The 17803-nt window shown below is 38.8% G+C and carries 19 protein-coding genes, 2 tRNA genes and 1 pseudogene; 17 read left to right on the forward strand and 5 right to left on the reverse strand.

The window, feature by feature from the left end; genetic code table 11:
* Window positions 1-67 precede the first annotated feature (67 nt).
* Together F984_RS04870 and F984_RS04875 are read right to left on the reverse strand one after the other, a co-directional pair.
* Window positions 68-676: an RBBP9/YdeN family alpha/beta hydrolase gene (locus F984_RS04870; RefSeq protein WP_004707530.1), complete on the reverse strand. Its 609-nt coding sequence runs from the start codon at window positions 674-676 to the stop codon at window positions 68-70.
* Between the two features lie 30 nt (window positions 677-706).
* Complete coding sequence (locus F984_RS04875) at window positions 707-1714, reverse strand: sulfate ABC transporter substrate-binding protein (protein WP_002052521.1); 1008 nt, start codon at window positions 1712-1714, stop codon at window positions 707-709.
* A gap of 263 nt (window positions 1715-1977) precedes the next feature.
* On the opposite strand from F984_RS04875, the gene pabC reads away from it, so the two are divergent.
* The 4 genes from pabC to F984_RS04895 all read left to right on the forward strand — a co-directional run bounded on the left by pabC (window position 1978) and on the right by F984_RS04895 (window position 5027).
* Window positions 1978-2790 carry an aminodeoxychorismate lyase gene (gene pabC / locus F984_RS04880; protein ID WP_004707532.1) on the forward strand — a complete coding sequence of 271 codons (813 nt, stop codon included), beginning with the start codon at window positions 1978-1980 and terminating at the stop codon, window positions 2788-2790.
* 1 nt (window position 2791) lies between these two features.
* Window positions 2792-3862, forward strand: coding sequence for an endolytic transglycosylase MltG (gene mltG, locus F984_RS04885; RefSeq protein WP_004707534.1), 1071 nt, complete (start codon window positions 2792-2794; stop codon window positions 3860-3862).
* Window positions 3863-3871: 9 nt separating this feature from the next.
* Window positions 3872-4471 (forward strand): dTMP kinase, encoded by a 600-nt coding sequence (gene tmk, locus F984_RS04890; protein WP_002052412.1) that lies wholly within the window; start codon window positions 3872-3874, stop codon window positions 4469-4471.
* Between the two features lie 133 nt (window positions 4472-4604).
* Complete coding sequence (locus F984_RS04895) at window positions 4605-5027, forward strand: PaaI family thioesterase (RefSeq protein WP_004707537.1); 423 nt, start codon at window positions 4605-4607, stop codon at window positions 5025-5027.
* A 49-nt stretch (window positions 5028-5076) separates the two neighbouring features.
* Here the strand turns inward: F984_RS04895 and nadB are convergent, their stop codons facing one another.
* Window positions 5077-6720: an L-aspartate oxidase gene (gene nadB, locus F984_RS04900; protein WP_031944741.1), complete on the reverse strand. Its 1644-nt coding sequence runs from the start codon at window positions 6718-6720 to the stop codon at window positions 5077-5079.
* Window positions 6721-6950: 230 nt separating this feature from the next.
* Between nadB and F984_RS04905 the strand changes: the two genes are divergently transcribed.
* The 12 genes from F984_RS04905 (at window position 6951) to F984_RS04960 (ending at window position 17250) form a co-directional block, all read left to right on the forward strand.
* A complete protein-coding gene (locus F984_RS04905) occupies window positions 6951-8327 on the forward strand; it encodes a Do family serine endopeptidase (RefSeq protein ID WP_004707541.1) in 1377 nt (458 codons plus the stop codon).
* A 118-nt stretch (window positions 8328-8445) separates the two neighbouring features.
* Window positions 8446-8898: an acyl-CoA thioesterase gene (locus F984_RS04910; protein WP_002052732.1), complete on the forward strand. Its 453-nt coding sequence runs from the start codon at window positions 8446-8448 to the stop codon at window positions 8896-8898.
* A 176-nt stretch (window positions 8899-9074) separates the two neighbouring features.
* Window positions 9075-10892, forward strand: a complete 1818-nt coding sequence (gene lepA, locus F984_RS04915; RefSeq protein WP_002052578.1) for a translation elongation factor 4 — start codon at window positions 9075-9077, stop codon at window positions 10890-10892.
* A gap of 70 nt (window positions 10893-10962) precedes the next feature.
* Entirely contained in the window at window positions 10963-11790 is an 828-nt protein-coding gene (gene lepB / locus F984_RS04920) for a signal peptidase I (protein ID WP_002052421.1), read from the forward strand.
* 24 nt (window positions 11791-11814) lie between these two features.
* Window positions 11815-12189: a DUF4845 domain-containing protein gene (locus tag F984_RS04925; RefSeq protein WP_001224037.1), complete on the forward strand. Its 375-nt coding sequence runs from the start codon at window positions 11815-11817 to the stop codon at window positions 12187-12189.
* On the forward strand, window positions 12161-12853 hold the full coding sequence (gene rnc / locus F984_RS04930) for a ribonuclease III (protein WP_004707545.1): 693 nt from the start codon (window positions 12161-12163) through the stop codon (window positions 12851-12853). Before F984_RS04925 ends, rnc begins: the two co-directional genes overlap by 29 nt.
* An 11-nt stretch (window positions 12854-12864) precedes the next feature.
* Window positions 12865-13887 (forward strand): GTPase Era, encoded by a 1023-nt coding sequence (gene era, locus F984_RS04935; RefSeq protein WP_079376989.1) that lies wholly within the window; start codon window positions 12865-12867, stop codon window positions 13885-13887.
* 18 nt (window positions 13888-13905) lie between these two features.
* Window positions 13906-14106, forward strand: coding sequence for an NF038104 family lipoprotein (locus F984_RS04940; protein WP_004707549.1), 201 nt, complete (start codon window positions 13906-13908; stop codon window positions 14104-14106).
* Between the two features lie 9 nt (window positions 14107-14115).
* Window positions 14116-14829: a DNA repair protein RecO gene (gene recO / locus F984_RS04945; protein ID WP_004707550.1), complete on the forward strand. Its 714-nt coding sequence runs from the start codon at window positions 14116-14118 to the stop codon at window positions 14827-14829.
* Between the two features lie 13 nt (window positions 14830-14842).
* Window positions 14843-15568, forward strand: a complete 726-nt coding sequence (gene pdxJ / locus F984_RS04950) for a pyridoxine 5'-phosphate synthase (protein ID WP_004707553.1) — start codon at window positions 14843-14845, stop codon at window positions 15566-15568.
* A 6-nt stretch (window positions 15569-15574) separates the two neighbouring features.
* Window positions 15575-16219, forward strand: a complete 645-nt coding sequence (miaE, locus tag F984_RS04955) for a MiaE family protein (RefSeq protein WP_002052437.1) — start codon at window positions 15575-15577, stop codon at window positions 16217-16219.
* A gap of 272 nt (window positions 16220-16491) precedes the next feature.
* Window positions 16492-17250 carry an SDR family oxidoreductase gene (locus F984_RS04960; RefSeq protein WP_004707555.1) on the forward strand — a complete coding sequence of 253 codons (759 nt, stop codon included), beginning with the start codon at window positions 16492-16494 and terminating at the stop codon, window positions 17248-17250.
* Between the two features lie 185 nt (window positions 17251-17435).
* On the opposite strand, the gene F984_RS04965 is transcribed toward F984_RS04960, so the two are convergent.
* Window positions 17436-17511: transfer RNA gene (locus F984_RS04965), tRNA-Asn, on the reverse strand.
* A gap of 8 nt (window positions 17512-17519) precedes the next feature.
* Window positions 17520-17595: transfer RNA gene (locus F984_RS04970), tRNA-Asn, on the reverse strand.
* A gap of 49 nt (window positions 17596-17644) precedes the next feature.
* On the opposite strand from F984_RS04970, the pseudogene F984_RS22740 reads away from it, so the two are divergent.
* Window positions 17645-17789: pseudogene (locus F984_RS22740) on the forward strand (hypothetical protein); the annotation flags it as partial.
* Between the last annotated feature and the right edge of the window lie 14 nt (window positions 17790-17803).

The following is a 17803-nucleotide window of genomic DNA, read 5'->3' on the forward strand; positions in this document are numbered from 1 at the left end:
AGAGAAAAGCCTGCTGAAACCAGTAAGCGAATAAATAAAGATAAACGGCGCGGTATAAAGCTGGGTATTAAGCAAATTTCAAAGAGAAATGTGTCTTTACCGGATCAATAGATGAGTGGCTACACATCGAATCTTCAGGAAATAGATAGTTCAGTAAGTCAGGAAATGGGCCAAAACCAGAAGCAACATTAATATGCCCAACTTGTCCAAGATTAATCGGGTCTAATTGCCAAGCTTTAGCAAGTTGTAAAGCATCGAAAAAATCTAGCCAAGGATCATTTTCACTAATTAGCAGTGTTGTAGGCACATTAATTTTTAACTGATGAAAATAATCTTTGTAGTCAGTCAGGCTATGGCGGGCAAAACCTGCTTCACCAAAACGTGCTGGATTTGCAGGAGCAACCAAAATTAATTTTTTAACTTGAAGTTGTAAATCAGGATGCTCAGCCAAAGCAGCAACACTGGTTAAGCAACCGAAACTATGTGCAACGATTTGTACGGGTGCTTGTACTGCTTGAACTGTTTTAACAAATTGCTCAATCCATTCACTTAATACGGGTCTATCCCAGTTTTTTTGCTCAACACGAGAACTAGACACGAGTTGACGCTGCAACCAAGATTGCCAATGTTGATGTTCACTTCCACCTACACCTGGGACAATTACAGAGTGAGTCATGTCTGTTCTCCTTATCGTTAGTACAAAGAATTACTTCTCTGCACTATTGATTTTCACGATTTGATCGAAAACACCACCATTATCAAAGTGTTGTTTTTGTACTTTTGTCCAACCGCCAAACTCTTTATCAATTGTCACGAGTTTCAATGGTTTAAATACATTGCTGTATTTTTTGAGTACAGCTGCATTACGCGGACGGTAGAAGTTACGTGCTGCAATTTCTTGGCCAGCAGGTGAGTACAGGTAGTTGAGGTAACCTTTCGCGATGGTGAGATTGCCTTTTTTGGCAGCGTTTTTCTCAACAACAGCAACTGGTGGTTCAGCTAAAATAGATAGAGATGGGGTAATAATTTCAAACTTGCCTGGCTGTTCGCGAACAGCTAAATGAGCTTCGTTTTCCCAAGCAAGCAATACGTCACCAATGCCACGTTCAGCAAAAGTTGTTGTTGCACCGCGTGCACCTGAGTCTAAAACTTTAGTGTGCTTATAAATTTGGCGGACATATTCTTGTGCTTTAGCATCATTACCACCTGGTTGATGTTTTGCCCAAGCCCAAGCTGCAAGATAGTTCCAACGAGCACCGCCAGAAGTTTTCGGGTTTGGTGTAATAATTTCTACACCTGGTTTGATTAAGTCACCCCAGTCTTTAATTTGTTTAGGGTTACCCTTACGTACCAAAAACACGATTGTTGATGTGTATGGTGTAGAGTTTTGTGGCAACTTCTTTTGCCAATCAGTTGGAAGCAATTTTGCTTTTTCAGCAATTTCGTCAATATCAGCTGCAAGTGCTAATGTCACGACGTCAGCATTTAAGCCATCAATTACTGCACGAGCCTGTTTACCAGAACCGCCGTGTGATTGCTTAAACTGAATGTCTTGACCAGTACGCTGCTTCCAGTAAGTACCAAACTGTTTATTAAAGTCTGTATATAACTCACGAGTAGGATCGTAAGAAACGTTTAAAAACTCTTGTGCTGCAAATGATGAAACAGAAAGAAGCGCAGCAATAACCCCAACTTTTAATTGAGAAAAACGCATGAGATAACCCCTCAAAAATACGAAATGTTCAAAACATGAACGCAGAATAGCGCTACTCTTTATTCTAAAAAAATAATAAAAAACGAATTTAATATGAAAAAAATAGAAATAATAAAAATGGATAAACTATTCTTAAATCTTGATATATAACAAGTTTCAAAAGTACAAACTAAATCGGTATAATTTTTAAAAATCAGTCGTTTATTAAGTAAATGAATGGTGTTGTATTGTTGAGCGGTTTTTAAATAAAGGACGGATTAAACATGTGGTGTTTTAAAAATGGACAACCTGTTGAAACCATTCCGTTACTAGACCGAGCATTTCATTATGGAGATGGTTGCTTTAGCACAATTCGTGTTTTTCAGAATGAGATAGAGCTTAAAGCTCGTCACTGGGAACGTCTAAAACTTGCTTGTCAAAAACTAGCTTTAATTGCAAATTTTGAATTAATTGAACAAAGTTTGCAGCATTTATACCAACAAAACCTTGTACTCAACGGTACTTTAAAAATTGTGATTAGCCGCGGTGAAGGTGACCGTGGTTATAGTTTGCCAAAGCATGAAGCAGATATTTATGTCTGGTTTTATCCAAAAGCACTGGAGCAATTCCAACCCGACTTTATACAGTGCGGGGTTTTAAATCAGGCCTTGGGTTTAACTATGCCGAGTCTAGTTGGACTTAAATCTTTAAACCGTCTGGAACAGGTACTGCTAAAAAAAGAAGCAGATCAACAAGGGTGGGCAGAAGCATTAGTATCTGATGTACAAGGTTATATTGTTGAAGGGGTAAGCAGTAATTGTTTTATTCGTTTAAATGATAGATGGATTACACCGGAACTTCGCTATAATGGCGTCCACGGTGTGATGCGTGCAGAAATTTTGGCACGTATGCAGCACCATGGAAATGCCTGCGAAGTCAGAATAATTGAATTAGATGAAGTGCCACAAATACAGAGTCTATTCTTTTGTAATGCTTTACATCCAATGCGAGTGGTTACTCAAATCGGTGAACAAACTCTAGATTCACAGGCGTGCCTAAATTTATTTCATAATCTTAACTTGAATCAGATTCATTAATATGCCGAAGCCACCTGTGAACGCGAAAGCAAAAAATGCTAAAAAAAAGGGCAAGAAAACAGCATCTCATTTTCCTAAAAAGTTGGTGCTGATTGGCTTTTTTATCGTTTTAATTTCTATTTTTGCTATTTTGTGGTCAAGTTTATTTAAAGCTTATCCTGTTGAAGGGAAAAAGCAGATGCTATCGATCACATCAGGTGAGACCTATTCTGGTTTTATTGATCGTTTAGCCAAAGAAAATAAAATCCATTTCCCAATTGTACTTAAGCTTTATCAAAAGTTTATGATTCATGACAGCATGAAAGCTGGTGTGTATGAAATCGAACAGGGAATGAGCGTAAGACAAGTATTGGAGATGTTGTCTAATGCTGATAATGCTCAGATGAACCGTATTTTAGTGATTGAAGGTACGACTTTTAAACAGCTTATTACTGCACTCAAAAATGATAAAAATGTAAAAAATACAATACTCGATTTACCAGATGACCAGCTTATGAAGGCTTTAGGTATTCCTTATCATCATCCGGAAGGTTTATTTGCGCCTAACACTTATTTCTTCGCAAAGGGTGAGACTGACAAAAAAATCCTCACCGATTTATATCATCATCAAATGAAAGCTTTAGATACTGCTTGGGCAAATCGCGCACCAAACTTACCTTATAAAGATAAGTATGAAGCTTTAATTATGGCTTCAATTGTTGAGAAAGAAACAAGTGTAGATAGTGAGCTTGAGCAAGTATCTGGTGTATTTGTACGCCGTCTGAAAATTGGTATGCGTTTACAAACTGACCCAACCGTGATTTATGGAATGGGTGATAACTATAAGGGTAAGATCAGTCGCGAAGACTTACGTACACCAACCGCATATAATACCTATACAATTAATGGCCTACCGCCAACACCAATTGCTTTGCCAAGTCAAAAAGCAATTGAAGCAGCACTACATCCAGATGACTCAAATAATATTTATTTTGTGGCAACTGGTAATGGTGGCCATAAATTTACGGCAGACTTGCAGGCTCATAATCAAGCGGTGCAAGAGTACTTATCCGTGTTGAGATCGAAGAAATAAGGAAAAGAGATGTTTATTAGCTTTGAAGGCACGGAAGGGGTAGGTAAAACTACACTCATTCGAAAAATTCATCAGCATTTTGAAGAGCAAGGTAAACAAGTTGTTTTAACTCGCGAGCCAGGTGGTACACCGCTCGCAGAACAAATACGTTCGATGCTTTTAGCGGTAAATCATGATGAAAATATGAGTCATGATACTGAGCTACTCTTAATTTATGCGGCACGTGCTCAACACTTACAACAAGTGATTTTGCCGGCTTTAGCCTCTAACAAAATTGTTTTAAGTGATCGTTTCACAGATGCCAGCTTTGCTTACCAATGTTCTGGTCGTGGTTTAAGCCAAGATAAATTACAGCTTTTAAATCAGAACTTTGTTTCACGTATGCCAGAGGTGACTTTCTGGTTAGATGCACCGATTGAACTCGGTATGAATCGTGCACGTGAGCGTGGAGCTTTAGACCGTTTCGAGCAAGAAAAGTTAAGCTTCTTTACTAAAGTTCGCGAAGGTTATGAGACTTTATGGAAATCTGAACCAGAACGTATTAAACGTTTAGATGCTACGCAAAGTCCTGAACAGGTATTTGAGCAAGCCTTGCAATACTTAGGATAAATAATAAAAGCCACTCTCAGTTCTGTGGGAGTGGTTAAAAATGACGACAAATCTGCTTAAAAAGATCATAGAACATATTGAACAGTATTTTATGCTATTTTGAATACTGTTCTAAAATTGAAGAAAAATAAGGATGAAAAGTTCAAAAGAAGAAATCATGGCGTTTCTTGAAAAGGAATTTCCCTCAAGTCTTGAACATTGCACGATTGAATCAGTTACGCCTAGAGCTGCTGTCGTTTATTATCATGTAGATCAAAGACATCAACGCCCAGGCGGTACCATATCTGGTCCAACCATGATGACTTTGGCAGATTTTGCTTTGTATATTGCAATACTCGGTGAAATTGGAATTGTGGGTTTGGCGGTAACGACGAATTTTAATATTAATTTTTTAAGAAAACCTGCAGGTGATAAAGACTTACGTAGTGAATGTAAGCTTATGAAAGTAGGAAAAAGCTTAGTCGTGGGTGAGGTCTGGATTTATTCAGTTGGGCTAGAAGAACCAGTAGCGCATGTGACCGCGACTTATTCAATTCCACCAAGACCACAAATATAAAACTAAATAAAAAGCACAGCCAGAGCTGTGCTTTTTGTAGAAAAATAGCCTAAATGTCAGTATTAACCAAGGGCTGCTCTACTGCAAAGTTTGGAGGCGTTAGAACCGTTTTACGAATCTCACTCGAAGTTTCAGGATAATCTAGAGTGTAATGTAGGCCACGCGATTCTTTACGTTGCATGGCACAGCGCACAATCATTTCAGAAACAAGCACAAGATTACGCAGTTCAATTAGGTTTTTGCTGACACGGTAGTCTTGATAATATTCAGTGATTTCACGCTTTAACATCTCAATACGGTGTAAAGCACGTTCTAAACGTTTTGTGGTTCTGACAATACCTACATAGTTCCACATGGTCGAACGTAACTCATCCCAGTTTTGTAAAATAACCACATCTTCATCTGGGTTGGTTACTTGTGAATCATCCCAAGTTGGTACTTCTGGTAATTTGAAGTTTTCATCAAATTTATTTTCGATGTCTTTTGCTGCACTCATACCGTAAACAAAGCACTCAAGTAACGAGTTACTTGCCATACGGTTTGCGCCATGTAAGCCTGTATAAGAGGTTTCACCAATTGCATATAGACCTTCAATATCGGTCTGGCTGTTGGAATCAACTACAACACCACCACATGTATAATGTGCTGCGGGTACCACTGGGATCATGTCTTTAGTGATGTCGATACCTAGCTCAAGCAATCTTGCATAGAGTGTAGGGAAGTGCTCTTTAATAAACTCAGGTGATTTGTGGGTAATGTCTAACCAGACATGACGAATACCGAGACGCTTGATTTCGTGGTCAATGGTACGTGCCACAATATCGCGAGGAGCCAACTCTGCACGATTATCGAAACGTAGCATAAAACGTTCGCCGTCTGGCAGACGTAAATAAGCACCTTCACCACGCATCGCTTCAGTAATTAAGAAAGAACGTGCTTGCGGATGATATAGGCAGGTTGGATGAAACTGGTTAAATTCCATATTGGCTACACGGCAACCTGCACGGTAAGCCATAGCAATACCATCACCTGTAGCAATATCTGGGTTAGATGTATAAAGATAAGCTTTCATGGCACCACCGCAAGCAAGTGCGGTAAATGGAGCAAGAAAAGTATGAACTTTTTCTGTTTTTTCATCTAATGCATATAAACCAATAGCACGATTCGCTTGATCTATATGACCCAACTTATGCGACGTAATTAAATCAATCGCAATGTAATTTTCAAAAATTGTAATATTCTTGCGTTCTTTCGCTCGTTCAACCAATGTAGTTGAAATAGCTTTGCCTGTTGCATCAGCAGAATGGATAATACGGCGCTGTGAGTGACCACCTTCACGTGTTAAATGAAGCTGTTCATCTTCATCTAAGGTGAACTGCACGCCTTGCTTTAAAAGAAAATCAACAGAAGGACGACCACCTTCTACAGTATGCTGTACTGCATCTATTTCACATAAATGAGCACCTGCAATCATAGTGTCATTAATATGTTGTTGAATAGAGTCAGTTTCATCAAGAACTGCAGCAACACCACCTTGTGCATAGAAGGTACTTGCTTCAGTTAAAGCAGCTTTGGCTAAAACTGCAATATTAAAATGACTTGGTAACGATAAAGCTAAGCTTAAACCAGCACCGCCACTGCCCACAATAATCACGTCAAAGTGGTGAATTGTCTGTTGATTAGGCATGTCCATTCGCATCAATTTAAAACGTCCGCTAATGACACCCCTTTTTACCTAAAAAGGCAAGAGCTTAAGCGCTCTAAGTCACAGAAAAATTGCAATTAGCTTAAAAAATTGCAATGTGTAAAATAAACGTGATGAGGATGCCTTACAAATAAACATATTGTTACGCACAATTCCAAAGCGTTGTGATACAACAGTTTTATTCTTATTCTCGTAGACCAATTGTGGGTGAGCACCGAATGAAATCTCGCTATTTACAACAAGGAATGTATGCAGCGGTATTTACAGTTGCTGCTGTTCAAGCAAACGCTGCTGTTGATTTTTCAAACCTCGTTGAACAAGTTAGTCCGGCTGTGGTGAGTGTAAACGTTGTAAAAAAAATGACGCAGGATGAACTGTTACAGCAGCAAGTTCCTGAAATTTTAAAACGTTTCTTTGGTAATCAGGTCATCATTCCACAGCAACAAGGTCCTCAAGAAAAAACCGCATACGGTAGTGCATTCTTTATTAGTAAAGATGGTTACTTACTTACAAACCATCATGTGATTGAAAATGCTTCCCGCATCAGTATTACTTTAAATGACCGTCGTGAAATTGATGCAACAGTGGTCGGTAGTGATGAGCGGACAGACGTTGCATTATTAAAAGTGAATGGAAATAATTATCCTGCTTTAAAAGTAGGAAATGTTGACCGTTTACGAGTGGGGGAGCCAGTTTTAGCGATTGGTTCGCCATTTGGTTTTGACTACTCAGCTTCAGCAGGTATTGTCAGCGCTAAATCACGTAACATGAGCGGTGAAACCTCTGTACCATTTATTCAAACAGATGTAGCTTTAAACCCTGGTAACTCAGGCGGTCCATTGTTTAACCAAAATGGTGAAGTTGTCGGGGTGAACTCACGTATCTTTAGTGGTACTGGCGGTTATATGGGCTTGTCTTTCTCTATTCCAATCGATGTAGCGATGGATGTAGCTGAACAGCTTAAAACAAAAGGCAAAGTTACTCGTTCATACCTAGGCGTTATGATGCAAGATATTGACCGTAACCTTGCCGATGCTTACAAACTGCCTAAACCAGAAGGTGCTCTTATCACACAAGTTACGCCAAATTCACCTGCTCAAAAAGCAGGACTTAGAGCTGGCGATGTGATTTTAAAACTTAATGGTGCTTCTGTACTTCGTACAAGTGATTTGCTCTATGCCTTAAACAAAGTACAGCCAAACCAAACAGTTCAGTTTGAAGTATTACGCGATGATAAAACTCGTAATATTTCGGCAACTCTGGCAACTGCACCAGATGAAACACCTGCTACAGGTACTCAGGCTTCTACTTCTAAAGGTCCAGTATTAGGCATGAGTATTCGTGATTTGGCTGAACCAGAGAAAAATGCGTTAAGCGTGAAAGGTGGTATTTATGTTCAAGATGTTCGCCGTGGTGGGCTAGCATCATTGTCAAATATCATTCCTGGTGATGTAATTGTTCAGGTTAATAATACTCAAATTTTGAATAGCCAAGATTTTGCTAAAGTTGTTTCTAGCTTACAAAAAAATACGGTTGCTCGGGTTGGGATTATTCGTCAAGGCCAACGAGCAATGCTTGGTTTGCGCATCCAGTAATATGACATAAAAATGAGCCACCCTGAAAATGGGTGGTTTTTTATTATTTGGATTCGGCATAATGTGATCTAGCTAATTTGAATGTAGCTTTAGATTTAATAATTAAAGTGGGTGTTTTGTGAGCAGTATTTTCGATTTACATATTCAGGTTCAGCCACAGCATATTGATGCTTTGGGCCATGTTAACAATGTAATGTATGTCCAATGGATGCAAGATGTTGCAGCTGCTCATGTTGAAACATTAGGAGTAGGCGTAACCAAATATCTTGAGCTCAAGCATGCAATGGTTGCTGTTGAGCATCATGTGCAATATCGTAAAGCTGCGTTTGAAGGCGAAGAAATCGTACTACGGACATGGCTCGATGATATCAATGCACTTTATTCATTTCGTCAGTATGTTTTTTTTCGCCCTTCTGATCAGGCTGTCTTATTTGTTGGGAATACCAAGTGGGCATGTATTGAAATTGAATCTGGCCGACCAAAACGTATGTCACCGACTTTTACACAAGCCTATAAGCCACTTGACTCAAGTATAAATCCTTTAGATTTTACTATTTCGTATGCTCGATAGTCGGAAGTATTACATGTGTTTTGAATTGTCATTTTTTAGAACATAAGTACAAAGCTCATGATTATTTTGGATACTTTAAAATATCCATCTGCTATAATCTCTCGCAATTTGTTAAACCGCTTTGGCTATGTATTAAATCAAGCTACATAGCACTTTATATTTTCTCAAGGTAGCCCATGGCGCAAGCTAAAAAATCAGTTGATATCAAAAATATCCGAAATTTCTCGATTATCGCTCATATCGATCATGGTAAGTCTACTTTGGCTGACCGTTTTATTCAGATGTGCGGTGGCTTACAAGATCGTGAGATGCAAGCTCAGGTCTTGGACTCAATGGAGCTTGAGCGCGAACGTGGGATTACCATTAAAGCAGCGTCTGTGACATTGTATTACACCCATCCAAATGGGCAAGAATATCAGCTTAACTTTATTGATACCCCGGGGCACGTCGACTTCTCGTATGAAGTATCGCGTTCATTAGCAGCGTGTGAAGGCGCGTTATTGGTCGTAGATGCGGCGCAAGGCGTAGAAGCTCAATCAGTTGCAAACTGTTATACCGCGATTGAACAAGGCCTCGAAGTTCTTCCTATTTTAAATAAGATTGATTTACCGCAGGCTGAACCTGAACGTGTAATTCATGAAATTGAAGAAATTATCGGGATTGAAGCGACGGATGCGCCAACTTGTTCAGCAAAAACAGGTTTGGGCGTTGAAGGTGTATTAGAACGTTTAGTCGATGTTATTCCAGCGCCAGAAGGTGATCGTGAAGCTCCACTTCAAGCGTTAATCATCGATTCATGGTTTGATAACTACTTAGGTGTAGTCTCTCTTGTCCGCATTAAAGAAGGTCGTATCCGTAAGGGCGATAAAATGTTGGTTAAGTCGACAGGACAAACTCATCCGGTAACTTCTGTAGGTGTATTTAACCCTAAACATACTGAAACCGATATTCTTGAAGCTGGCGAAGTAGGATTTGTTATTGCTGGTATTAAAGACATTTTTGGTGCACCAGTAGGTGATACTATTACGCTTGCGTCTACACCAGATGTTGCAACTTTACCTGGTTTTAAAAAGGTTAAACCACAGGTTTATGCGGGTCTTTTCCCAATCGATTCAAGCGACTTTGAACCATTCCGCGAAGCATTACAGAAATTGCAAATTAACGATTCTGCTTTGTTCTTTGAACCTGAAAGTTCAGATGCACTTGGTTTCGGTTTCCGCTGTGGTTTCTTAGGCATGTTGCATATGGAAATCGTACAAGAGCGTTTAGAGCGTGAGTATGATCTCGATTTGATTAGCTCTGCACCAACAGTAGTCTATGAAGCCGTTACCAAAAAAGGCGATACAATCTATATCGACAGTCCGTCTAAAATGCCTGATGGTTCAGTTGTTGAAGATTTACGTGAGCCAATTGCTGAGTGTCATATTCTTGTGCCGCAAGAATACTTAGGTAATGTCATGACCTTATGTATTGAGCGTCGTGGTGTACAAAAAGACATGAAATTTTTAGGTAATCAAGTTTCGATTACTTTTGAAATTCCAATGGCTGAAGTTGTGATGGATTTCTTTGACAAGCTTAAATCATGTTCACGTGGTTTTGCATCGCTAGACTATAACTTCGTACGTTTCGAAAGTTCATCTTTAGTTAAGGTTGATGTATTAATTAATAGTGAAAAGGTTGATGCCTTGGCTATGATTTGTCACCGTAATGATGCTCGCCATCGTGGTATTGCTTTAGTTGAAAAAATGAAAGATTTGATTCCACGTCAAATGTTTGATGTTGCAATTCAGGCGGCTATTGGTGCTCAAATTATTGCTCGTTCGACTGTTAAGGCGATGCGTAAAAACGTTCTAGCAAAATGTTATGGCGGTGACGTGTCTCGTAAGAAGAAATTACTTTCTAAACAAAAAGAAGGTAAGAAACGTATGAAACAAGTGGGTAGTGTAGAAATTCCACAAGAAGCGTTCTTAGCTGTTTTGAAAGTAGAAAGATAAAAGAAAGGGCTGGGATGAACTTATATTCTCCCAGCCATAAAGCAAGCAGCTAGGCTGCGAGTGAGGTCATGTGGATTTTGATTTTAATTTAATTCTTGTTCCAGTTACGCTGATTTTATTTGCAGTGTGGTTGCTAGATAAGCTTGTTTTTAAACAGCGTGCAAATAAAGGGCGAGAGAACGAAAATTTTGTTATTACATGGGCCTATGACTTTTGGCCAGTTTTAGCTGTTGTGCTTGTACTTCGCTCATTTCTTTATGAGCCATTTAATATTCCATCAGACTCTATGGTTCCAACTTTAGAGACTGGCGATTTTATCTTAGTTAATAAATTCGACTATGGTGTGCGTTTACCTATCGTAAATAAAAAAGTCATTGATGTAGGTGAACCGAAACGTGGTGATGTCATCGTATTCCGTTACCCACCACAACCAACCATTAGTTATATTAAGCGTGTAATTGGTTTACCAGGTGACCATATTGTTTACGATCATGGTCAATTGATTATTAATGGTCAGAAAATTCCTAAAGTACCAACACAATTTAGTCGTGAAAAAGATGCTTTAGATACACCAACGTCTATTTATCATAAAGAAACAATTGGTGATCATACCTTTACGATGCGTGAACTCGAAGGTGTAAACGTTGCGCGTCAGGCACCATTTATCAACTATGTTGATAATGGCAAATATTCAAACCAAGACGGTTTATATTGGGAAGTAACTGTTCCGAAAGGACATTACTTTGCAATGGGGGACAACCGTGATCAAAGTGCTGACAGTCGTTTCTGGGGGTTCGTTCCTGAAGAAAATTTAACAGGCCGAGCTTTCTATGTCTGGATGCACAAAGAACCTGGTTTCCACCTGCCAAGCTTTAACCGAAATGGAAAAATAGATTAAAAACAACCATTAGGAAAAACAAAAATGCGTAAGGCACAACAGGGTACTTCGTATTTAGCAATTTTATTTGGGGTGGTTATATTTGCAATTGCGGCGAAAGCCGTACTTGCAGTTTGGCCAGCATATTGGGATGATCGTGTGATTAATAATCAGATTACAGAGCTCATGCAACAAAGCTCAGCTGATATCACACCCCAAAAGTTTATGACACAGATGGACCAACGGCTGGAAATGAACAATATTCGTGATCTCCATTTTAAGGAAATTGCTGAAGTGTTTAACGAGTCTGGTCTAATCGTCAAAAAGAAATATGAAGTAAGAAAACCTTTCTTACTAAATATTGATTTAGTTTTAACATTTGAGAAGAGTTTTGACAAAACATCAGTTCAAACTAAGTGATCCTCGCTTACTCAGTCGAATCGGTTATCAATTTAAGCAGCCCGAATTGCTACAGTTAGCTTTGACTCATCGTTCGGTGAGTCATAAGTATAATTATGAACGTCTGGAGTTTTTAGGCGATTCGTTGTTGGGGATGATCATTGCCAATTATTTATACCATGCCTATCCACATGAAAATGAGGGGCGTTTAACACGTATGCGTGCGACTTTAGTTCGCCAAGAAGCATTAGGTAAAATTGCAACCGATTTGCAACTTAGTCGGTGTTTAATATTAAGCACAGGCGAGTTGAAATCTGGTGGTCATCATCGTGAGTCAATATTAGCGGATACGGTAGAGGCGATTATTGGTGCAATTTATCTTGATAGTAGTGATCTGAACCTACTCAAAGATATTGTGTTAAAATGGTATGTACCTTATTTAGATCATATTGAGCCAACAGATCAACTCAAAGATCCAAAATCACGTTTACAAGAGTATCTACAAGCACGTAAAAAACCTCTCCCTGTTTACGAGGTTGTAGATATTCAGGGTGATGCACCTCATCAACACTTTAAAGTCGAATGTTTGGTAGATGGTTTACCAAAGATTTATGGTGAGGGGTCAAGTCGTCGTTTTGCCGAGCAGGCAGCAGCGGCGGAAATTTTAAAGTTATTGGAGCAATAACCTGCATGTCGATGCATTCTGATCAAATCAATCCAGATTCAAATGAAAACCAAGATCCAAACAATCTGATTGATCAATTTTTTAGTTCCAAAGGCGTTACAATTCCTTCGGATTTTAAGAGCGGATTTGTGGCGATTGTAGGACGTCCAAATGTGGGTAAATCTACCCTCATGAACCATTTATTGGGTCAAAAACTCTCAATTACTTCACGTAAACCTCAAACGACTCGCCATAAAATTATTGGTATTGATTCACGTGAGAAGATGCAAGCGGTTTATGTAGATACACCGGGAATGCATAAGAAAGAAGTACGTGCGATCAATAAAATGATGAACCGCGCTGCTCATTCTGCATTACGTGATGTTAACTTGGTTTTATTTGTTATCGATGCGTATAAGTGGACTCAAAATGACGATTTAGTGCTTGAGAAACTCAAGAACGCTGAAATGCCAGTTATTTTGGTCATTAATAAAGCTGATACTTTTGAAGATAAAAGAGAGATTCTTCCTTTAATTCAAGAACGTACCAAGCTTATGAATTTTGCTGAGATTGTTCCTGTTTCTGCTCTTCGTGGAGCAAACTTGGAACATTTAAGTGAAACGATTGAAAAATATCTTCCTTATCAGCCGCCACTGTATTCATTTGATCAAATTACGGACCGTTCAGAACGCTTTTTAGCAAGTGAAATCATCCGTGAAAAAATTATGCGTCAGTTGGGTGAAGAGTTACCATATGATTTAACAGTACAGATTGAATCTTTTAAAACAGAAGAGGCAACTGTTAATGAGAAAAATGGTCGATTAAAACCAGCTTGTACCTATATTGATGCAACAATTTTTGTCGATCGTCCTGGCCAAAAAGCGATTGTGATTGGTGAAAAAGGTGCCAAGCTTAAAACGATTGGTATGGATGCTCGCAAAGACATGGAAAAAATGTTCGAACAAAAGATCATGCTTACCTTATGGGTTAAGGTTAAAGGCGGTTGGTCTGATGATGAACGTGCTTTGAAAAGTTTAGGATATAGCGATATCTAACAAGCAGGGAATACTGGTATGAAAACAATTACATCAATATTGGTTATTATTGGGTGTACATTGATGTTACAAGGTTGTGTATATAAGCTTGTAACCGTACCAGTAGGTATTGCTTATAAAACAACTAAAGGTGTGGTGAAGGGTACAGCTGCTGTTGTAGGAGCTGTAATTCCTGATGGTGATGATGACGATAAAAAAGAAAAAGAATCTAAGGAATAGTTTCTTTTTATGATGCGCAATGAAGTCCTACATGGATATATGATTCACCATCGTAAATATCGTGAAAAAAGCCATATTGTGCATCTCTTCACTCAGGAATACGGGCGGGTCGATGGCATTTTAAGACAGACTCCGCCTCCCCAATATCAACCAATTCGGTTGCAAGCTACAGGTAAAAGTGAACTCAAAAATTTTACGAAGCTGGAAATATTAAATCAGCCAGTTTTCTTTTTTGGTGATGCTTTTTTTGCTGGCTTTTACTTAAATGAAATTGTTCTAAGACTTTGTCCTCTAGAAGAACCAATGCCACAAACTTTTGAACAATATCAATTAACTTTGCTTCAGTTACAACAATTATCTTCTCACGAAAATCCCGATCTTTTTCTCAGACAGATCTTAAGGCAGTTCGAACATATCTTACTTCCAGAGTTGGGCTATGCAATTGATTTTTCAGTTGATAGCTCACAAAAAGAAATTTTGCCAAATCAGTTTTATCAATTTCAAGTGACTGAAGGCTTTGCTCCCGTTGTCCAGGCAGGCCGCTCATCTTTGTCGGGAAAAGCAATTTTATCTATGTTGGATTATGAGCAAGGGCAGGATTTTTCTCACGAACAATTGCAATTATTAGGTAAACTATACCGTCAAATGATTACATCGCTTTTAGGTGATCGTCCCCTAAAAAGTCGACAATTGTGGATTCAAAATACTCAAACTCAATCGTAATTAGGATTTATTTATGGCTGCATTGCTTGGTGTAAACATAGACCATGTTGCTACTCTAAGACAGGCGCGCGGTACTACTTACCCAGACCCTGTAGAAGCTGCTCTTATTTGTGAACAAGCTGGTGCAGAGGGGATTACTTTGCATCTTCGTGAAGACCGCCGCCATATTCAAGATGATGATGTGCGTCGCATGCGCCCATTGTTAAAAACACGTATGAATCTAGAGTTGGCCGTTACTGATGAAATGGTTGAGTTTGCCAAAGAAATTAAACCACAGCACGTGTGTTTCGTTCCTGAAAAACGTCAGGAAGTAACAACTGAAGGTGGTTTAGATGTAGTAACTAACTTTGAAAAAGTTAAGGCTGCAACCCAGACTTTAGCTGCTTTGGGATGTGACGTATCATTATTTATTGATGCGGATTTTGCTCAAATTGATGCGGCAGTTGCATGTGGCGCACCTACGATTGAATTACACACAGGTGCATATGCTGATGCAGCAACAGAACAAGAACAACAAGAAGAGCTGGCTCGTATTGTAAAAGGTGTTGAATATGCCGCTTCAAAAGGTTTGGTTGTAAATGCAGGACATGGCCTTAACCTAAAAAATATTGCACCAATTGCAGCAATTCCACAAATCCATGAATTAAATATTGGTCATTCAATTATTGCAGATAGTGTTTTTGTAGGTCTGGCACAGGCTGTTAAAGATATGAAAAAAGCGATTCAGGCAGCAGGATAAGTAGTAATGTCGAGTATCAATTACGATGAATTAATGCAGCCTGTGTTGGCATTTTTGGGGTGTCAAACTCCAAATGAATGGTTAGATGAGGCCGTTAATAATTTAGACATCTTGATGCAAGATCATGCCAATTGTGAGAAAAAAGCAGCCGGTACGGCAATGAACTTGATGTTCCGCTATAGTTTTTTTACAGATCTACAAGTCAAACTTGCTCAACTTGTACGTGAAGAAATGCTTCACTATGAACAAGTTCTCGAGTTTATGACGAAACGTGGCCAAGAGTGGAAAGGTTTAAGCGCAGGACGATATGCAGGTGGCTTACGAAAAGAAATACGTACCTATGAGCCAGAAGCTTTAATTGACGTACTAGTTATTGGGGCCTTTGTAGAAGCACGTTCGTGTGAGCGTTTTTATGCACTTGCCCCGCGTGTAGATGACGAACTTGGACGTTATTATCGTTATCTGCTGAAGTCGGAATCTCGTCATTTTGAAGACTATTTAGCACTAGCGCTTGATGTCGCAAAAACTGCCAAAATGAAAGATCCTGAAGAGGATATTCAGCAGCGTATTGAACATATCCGTGAGGTTGAAAAGAACCTGATTTTGACTCCGGATGATACTTTCCGCTTTCATAGTGGTATTCCTGCATAGTCTTGGGTGCCTCAAATAAAAAAGTTTACCTTTCATGGTAAACTTTTTTATTAGGTGAGCTTCATCCTTTGGCAGCAGACATGTCCTGCTTTTAGTTCTTTAATGCATATAATTATTTAATAAATATATTTTTTATAGATTTTAATTTCTCATAAAATTTTTAAAAAAACTTTTATTTTTTTAGGCTAATAATAAATATTATGTAAATATAAAGGCTGATATGTTCATCATGAGTTCAACTGAAATAGTTGATTATTTCTAAGGATATAAGAATGTTAGCATTAGTTACAGGTGCATCGGCAGGTTTTGGTTATAGCATTTCAAAAAAATTGATTGAGTTGGGCTATAAAGTTATTGGTTGCGGAAGACGGGCAGAAAAACTAGAAGAATTAAAACAAGAACTTGGTGAGAAATTCTACCCACTCGTGTTTGATATGACAGATACAGTAGAAAATATAAATAAGTTATTTAAAGAATTACCAAATGAATTTCAAATCGATCAAATTGACTTACTGGTCAATAATGCAGGCTTGGCATTGGGTCTAGAGCCAGCAGATAAAGCTGAATTAGATGATTGGTACACGATGATTGATACCAATGTTAAGGGGCTTGTTACTGTTACCCGACTAATTTTACCAAGTATGGTGCAGAAGAAATCGGGTCTAATTATTAATATGGGGTCAATTGCAGGTACATATCCATATCCTGGTGGTAATGTTTACGGTGCAACAAAAGCTTTTGTGGAGCAGTTTAGTTTAAATCTTCGTGCAGATTTGGCTGGTACTGGTGTACGAGTAACAAATATTGAGCCGGGACTATGTGGCGGTACTGAATTTTCTCTTGTGCGTTTTAAGGGGGATCAGGAGAAAGCTAGTAGTTTATATGATAAAAAGAATCCAATCTTGCCTGAAGATATTGCAAATACGGTCGCATGGATTGCATCACAACCACCGCATATTAATATTAACCGTATAGAGATGATGCCAACGACTCAGTCTTTTAACCCTTTAAAAGTTGTAGAAGTGGAATAATGTAATTTTAAAAAAGATCTAAGCGTAGAAGGTCACCTAAGTTTAGAACTGATGATTCGATCTGGTAAATATTTGAATTATGAAAAGCAAATCCTCTACAGGCAGTAGGGGATTTTTTTTATAGGTATACTTTAATAGAAGGCAATAAAAAAAGCCCGCTTTAATGCTGCGGGCTTTTTAATATTTGGCTCTCCCACCTGGGCTCGAACCAGGGACCTGCGGATTAACAGTCCGTCGCTCTACCGACTGAGCTATGGGAGACTAGTAGATGGCTCTCCAACCTGGGCTCGAACCAGGGACCTGCGGATTAACAGTCCGTCGCTCTACCGACTGAGCTATGGGAGAATCTGCATGCGATTATAAGGAGATTTTGACAAGGGTCAAGTGAAAATCGTCATGTTTCCTTCATTTTTGTGTTGTATGCTTTTTATTTGATCAAGTTGAGTGGCGAGGATATAAATTACTTGCACTTTAAAAACTCAATTGCTAGATTCAAAAAAGAACAAGCGTTTGGAGTAATCCAAACAGTGTGGATTTAAACCAACTTGCCAGC

Origin of the sequence: Acinetobacter nosocomialis NIPH 2119, from assembly GCF_000368085.1 — a bacterium.
Lineage (GTDB): Bacteria > Pseudomonadota > Gammaproteobacteria > Pseudomonadales > Moraxellaceae > Acinetobacter > Acinetobacter nosocomialis.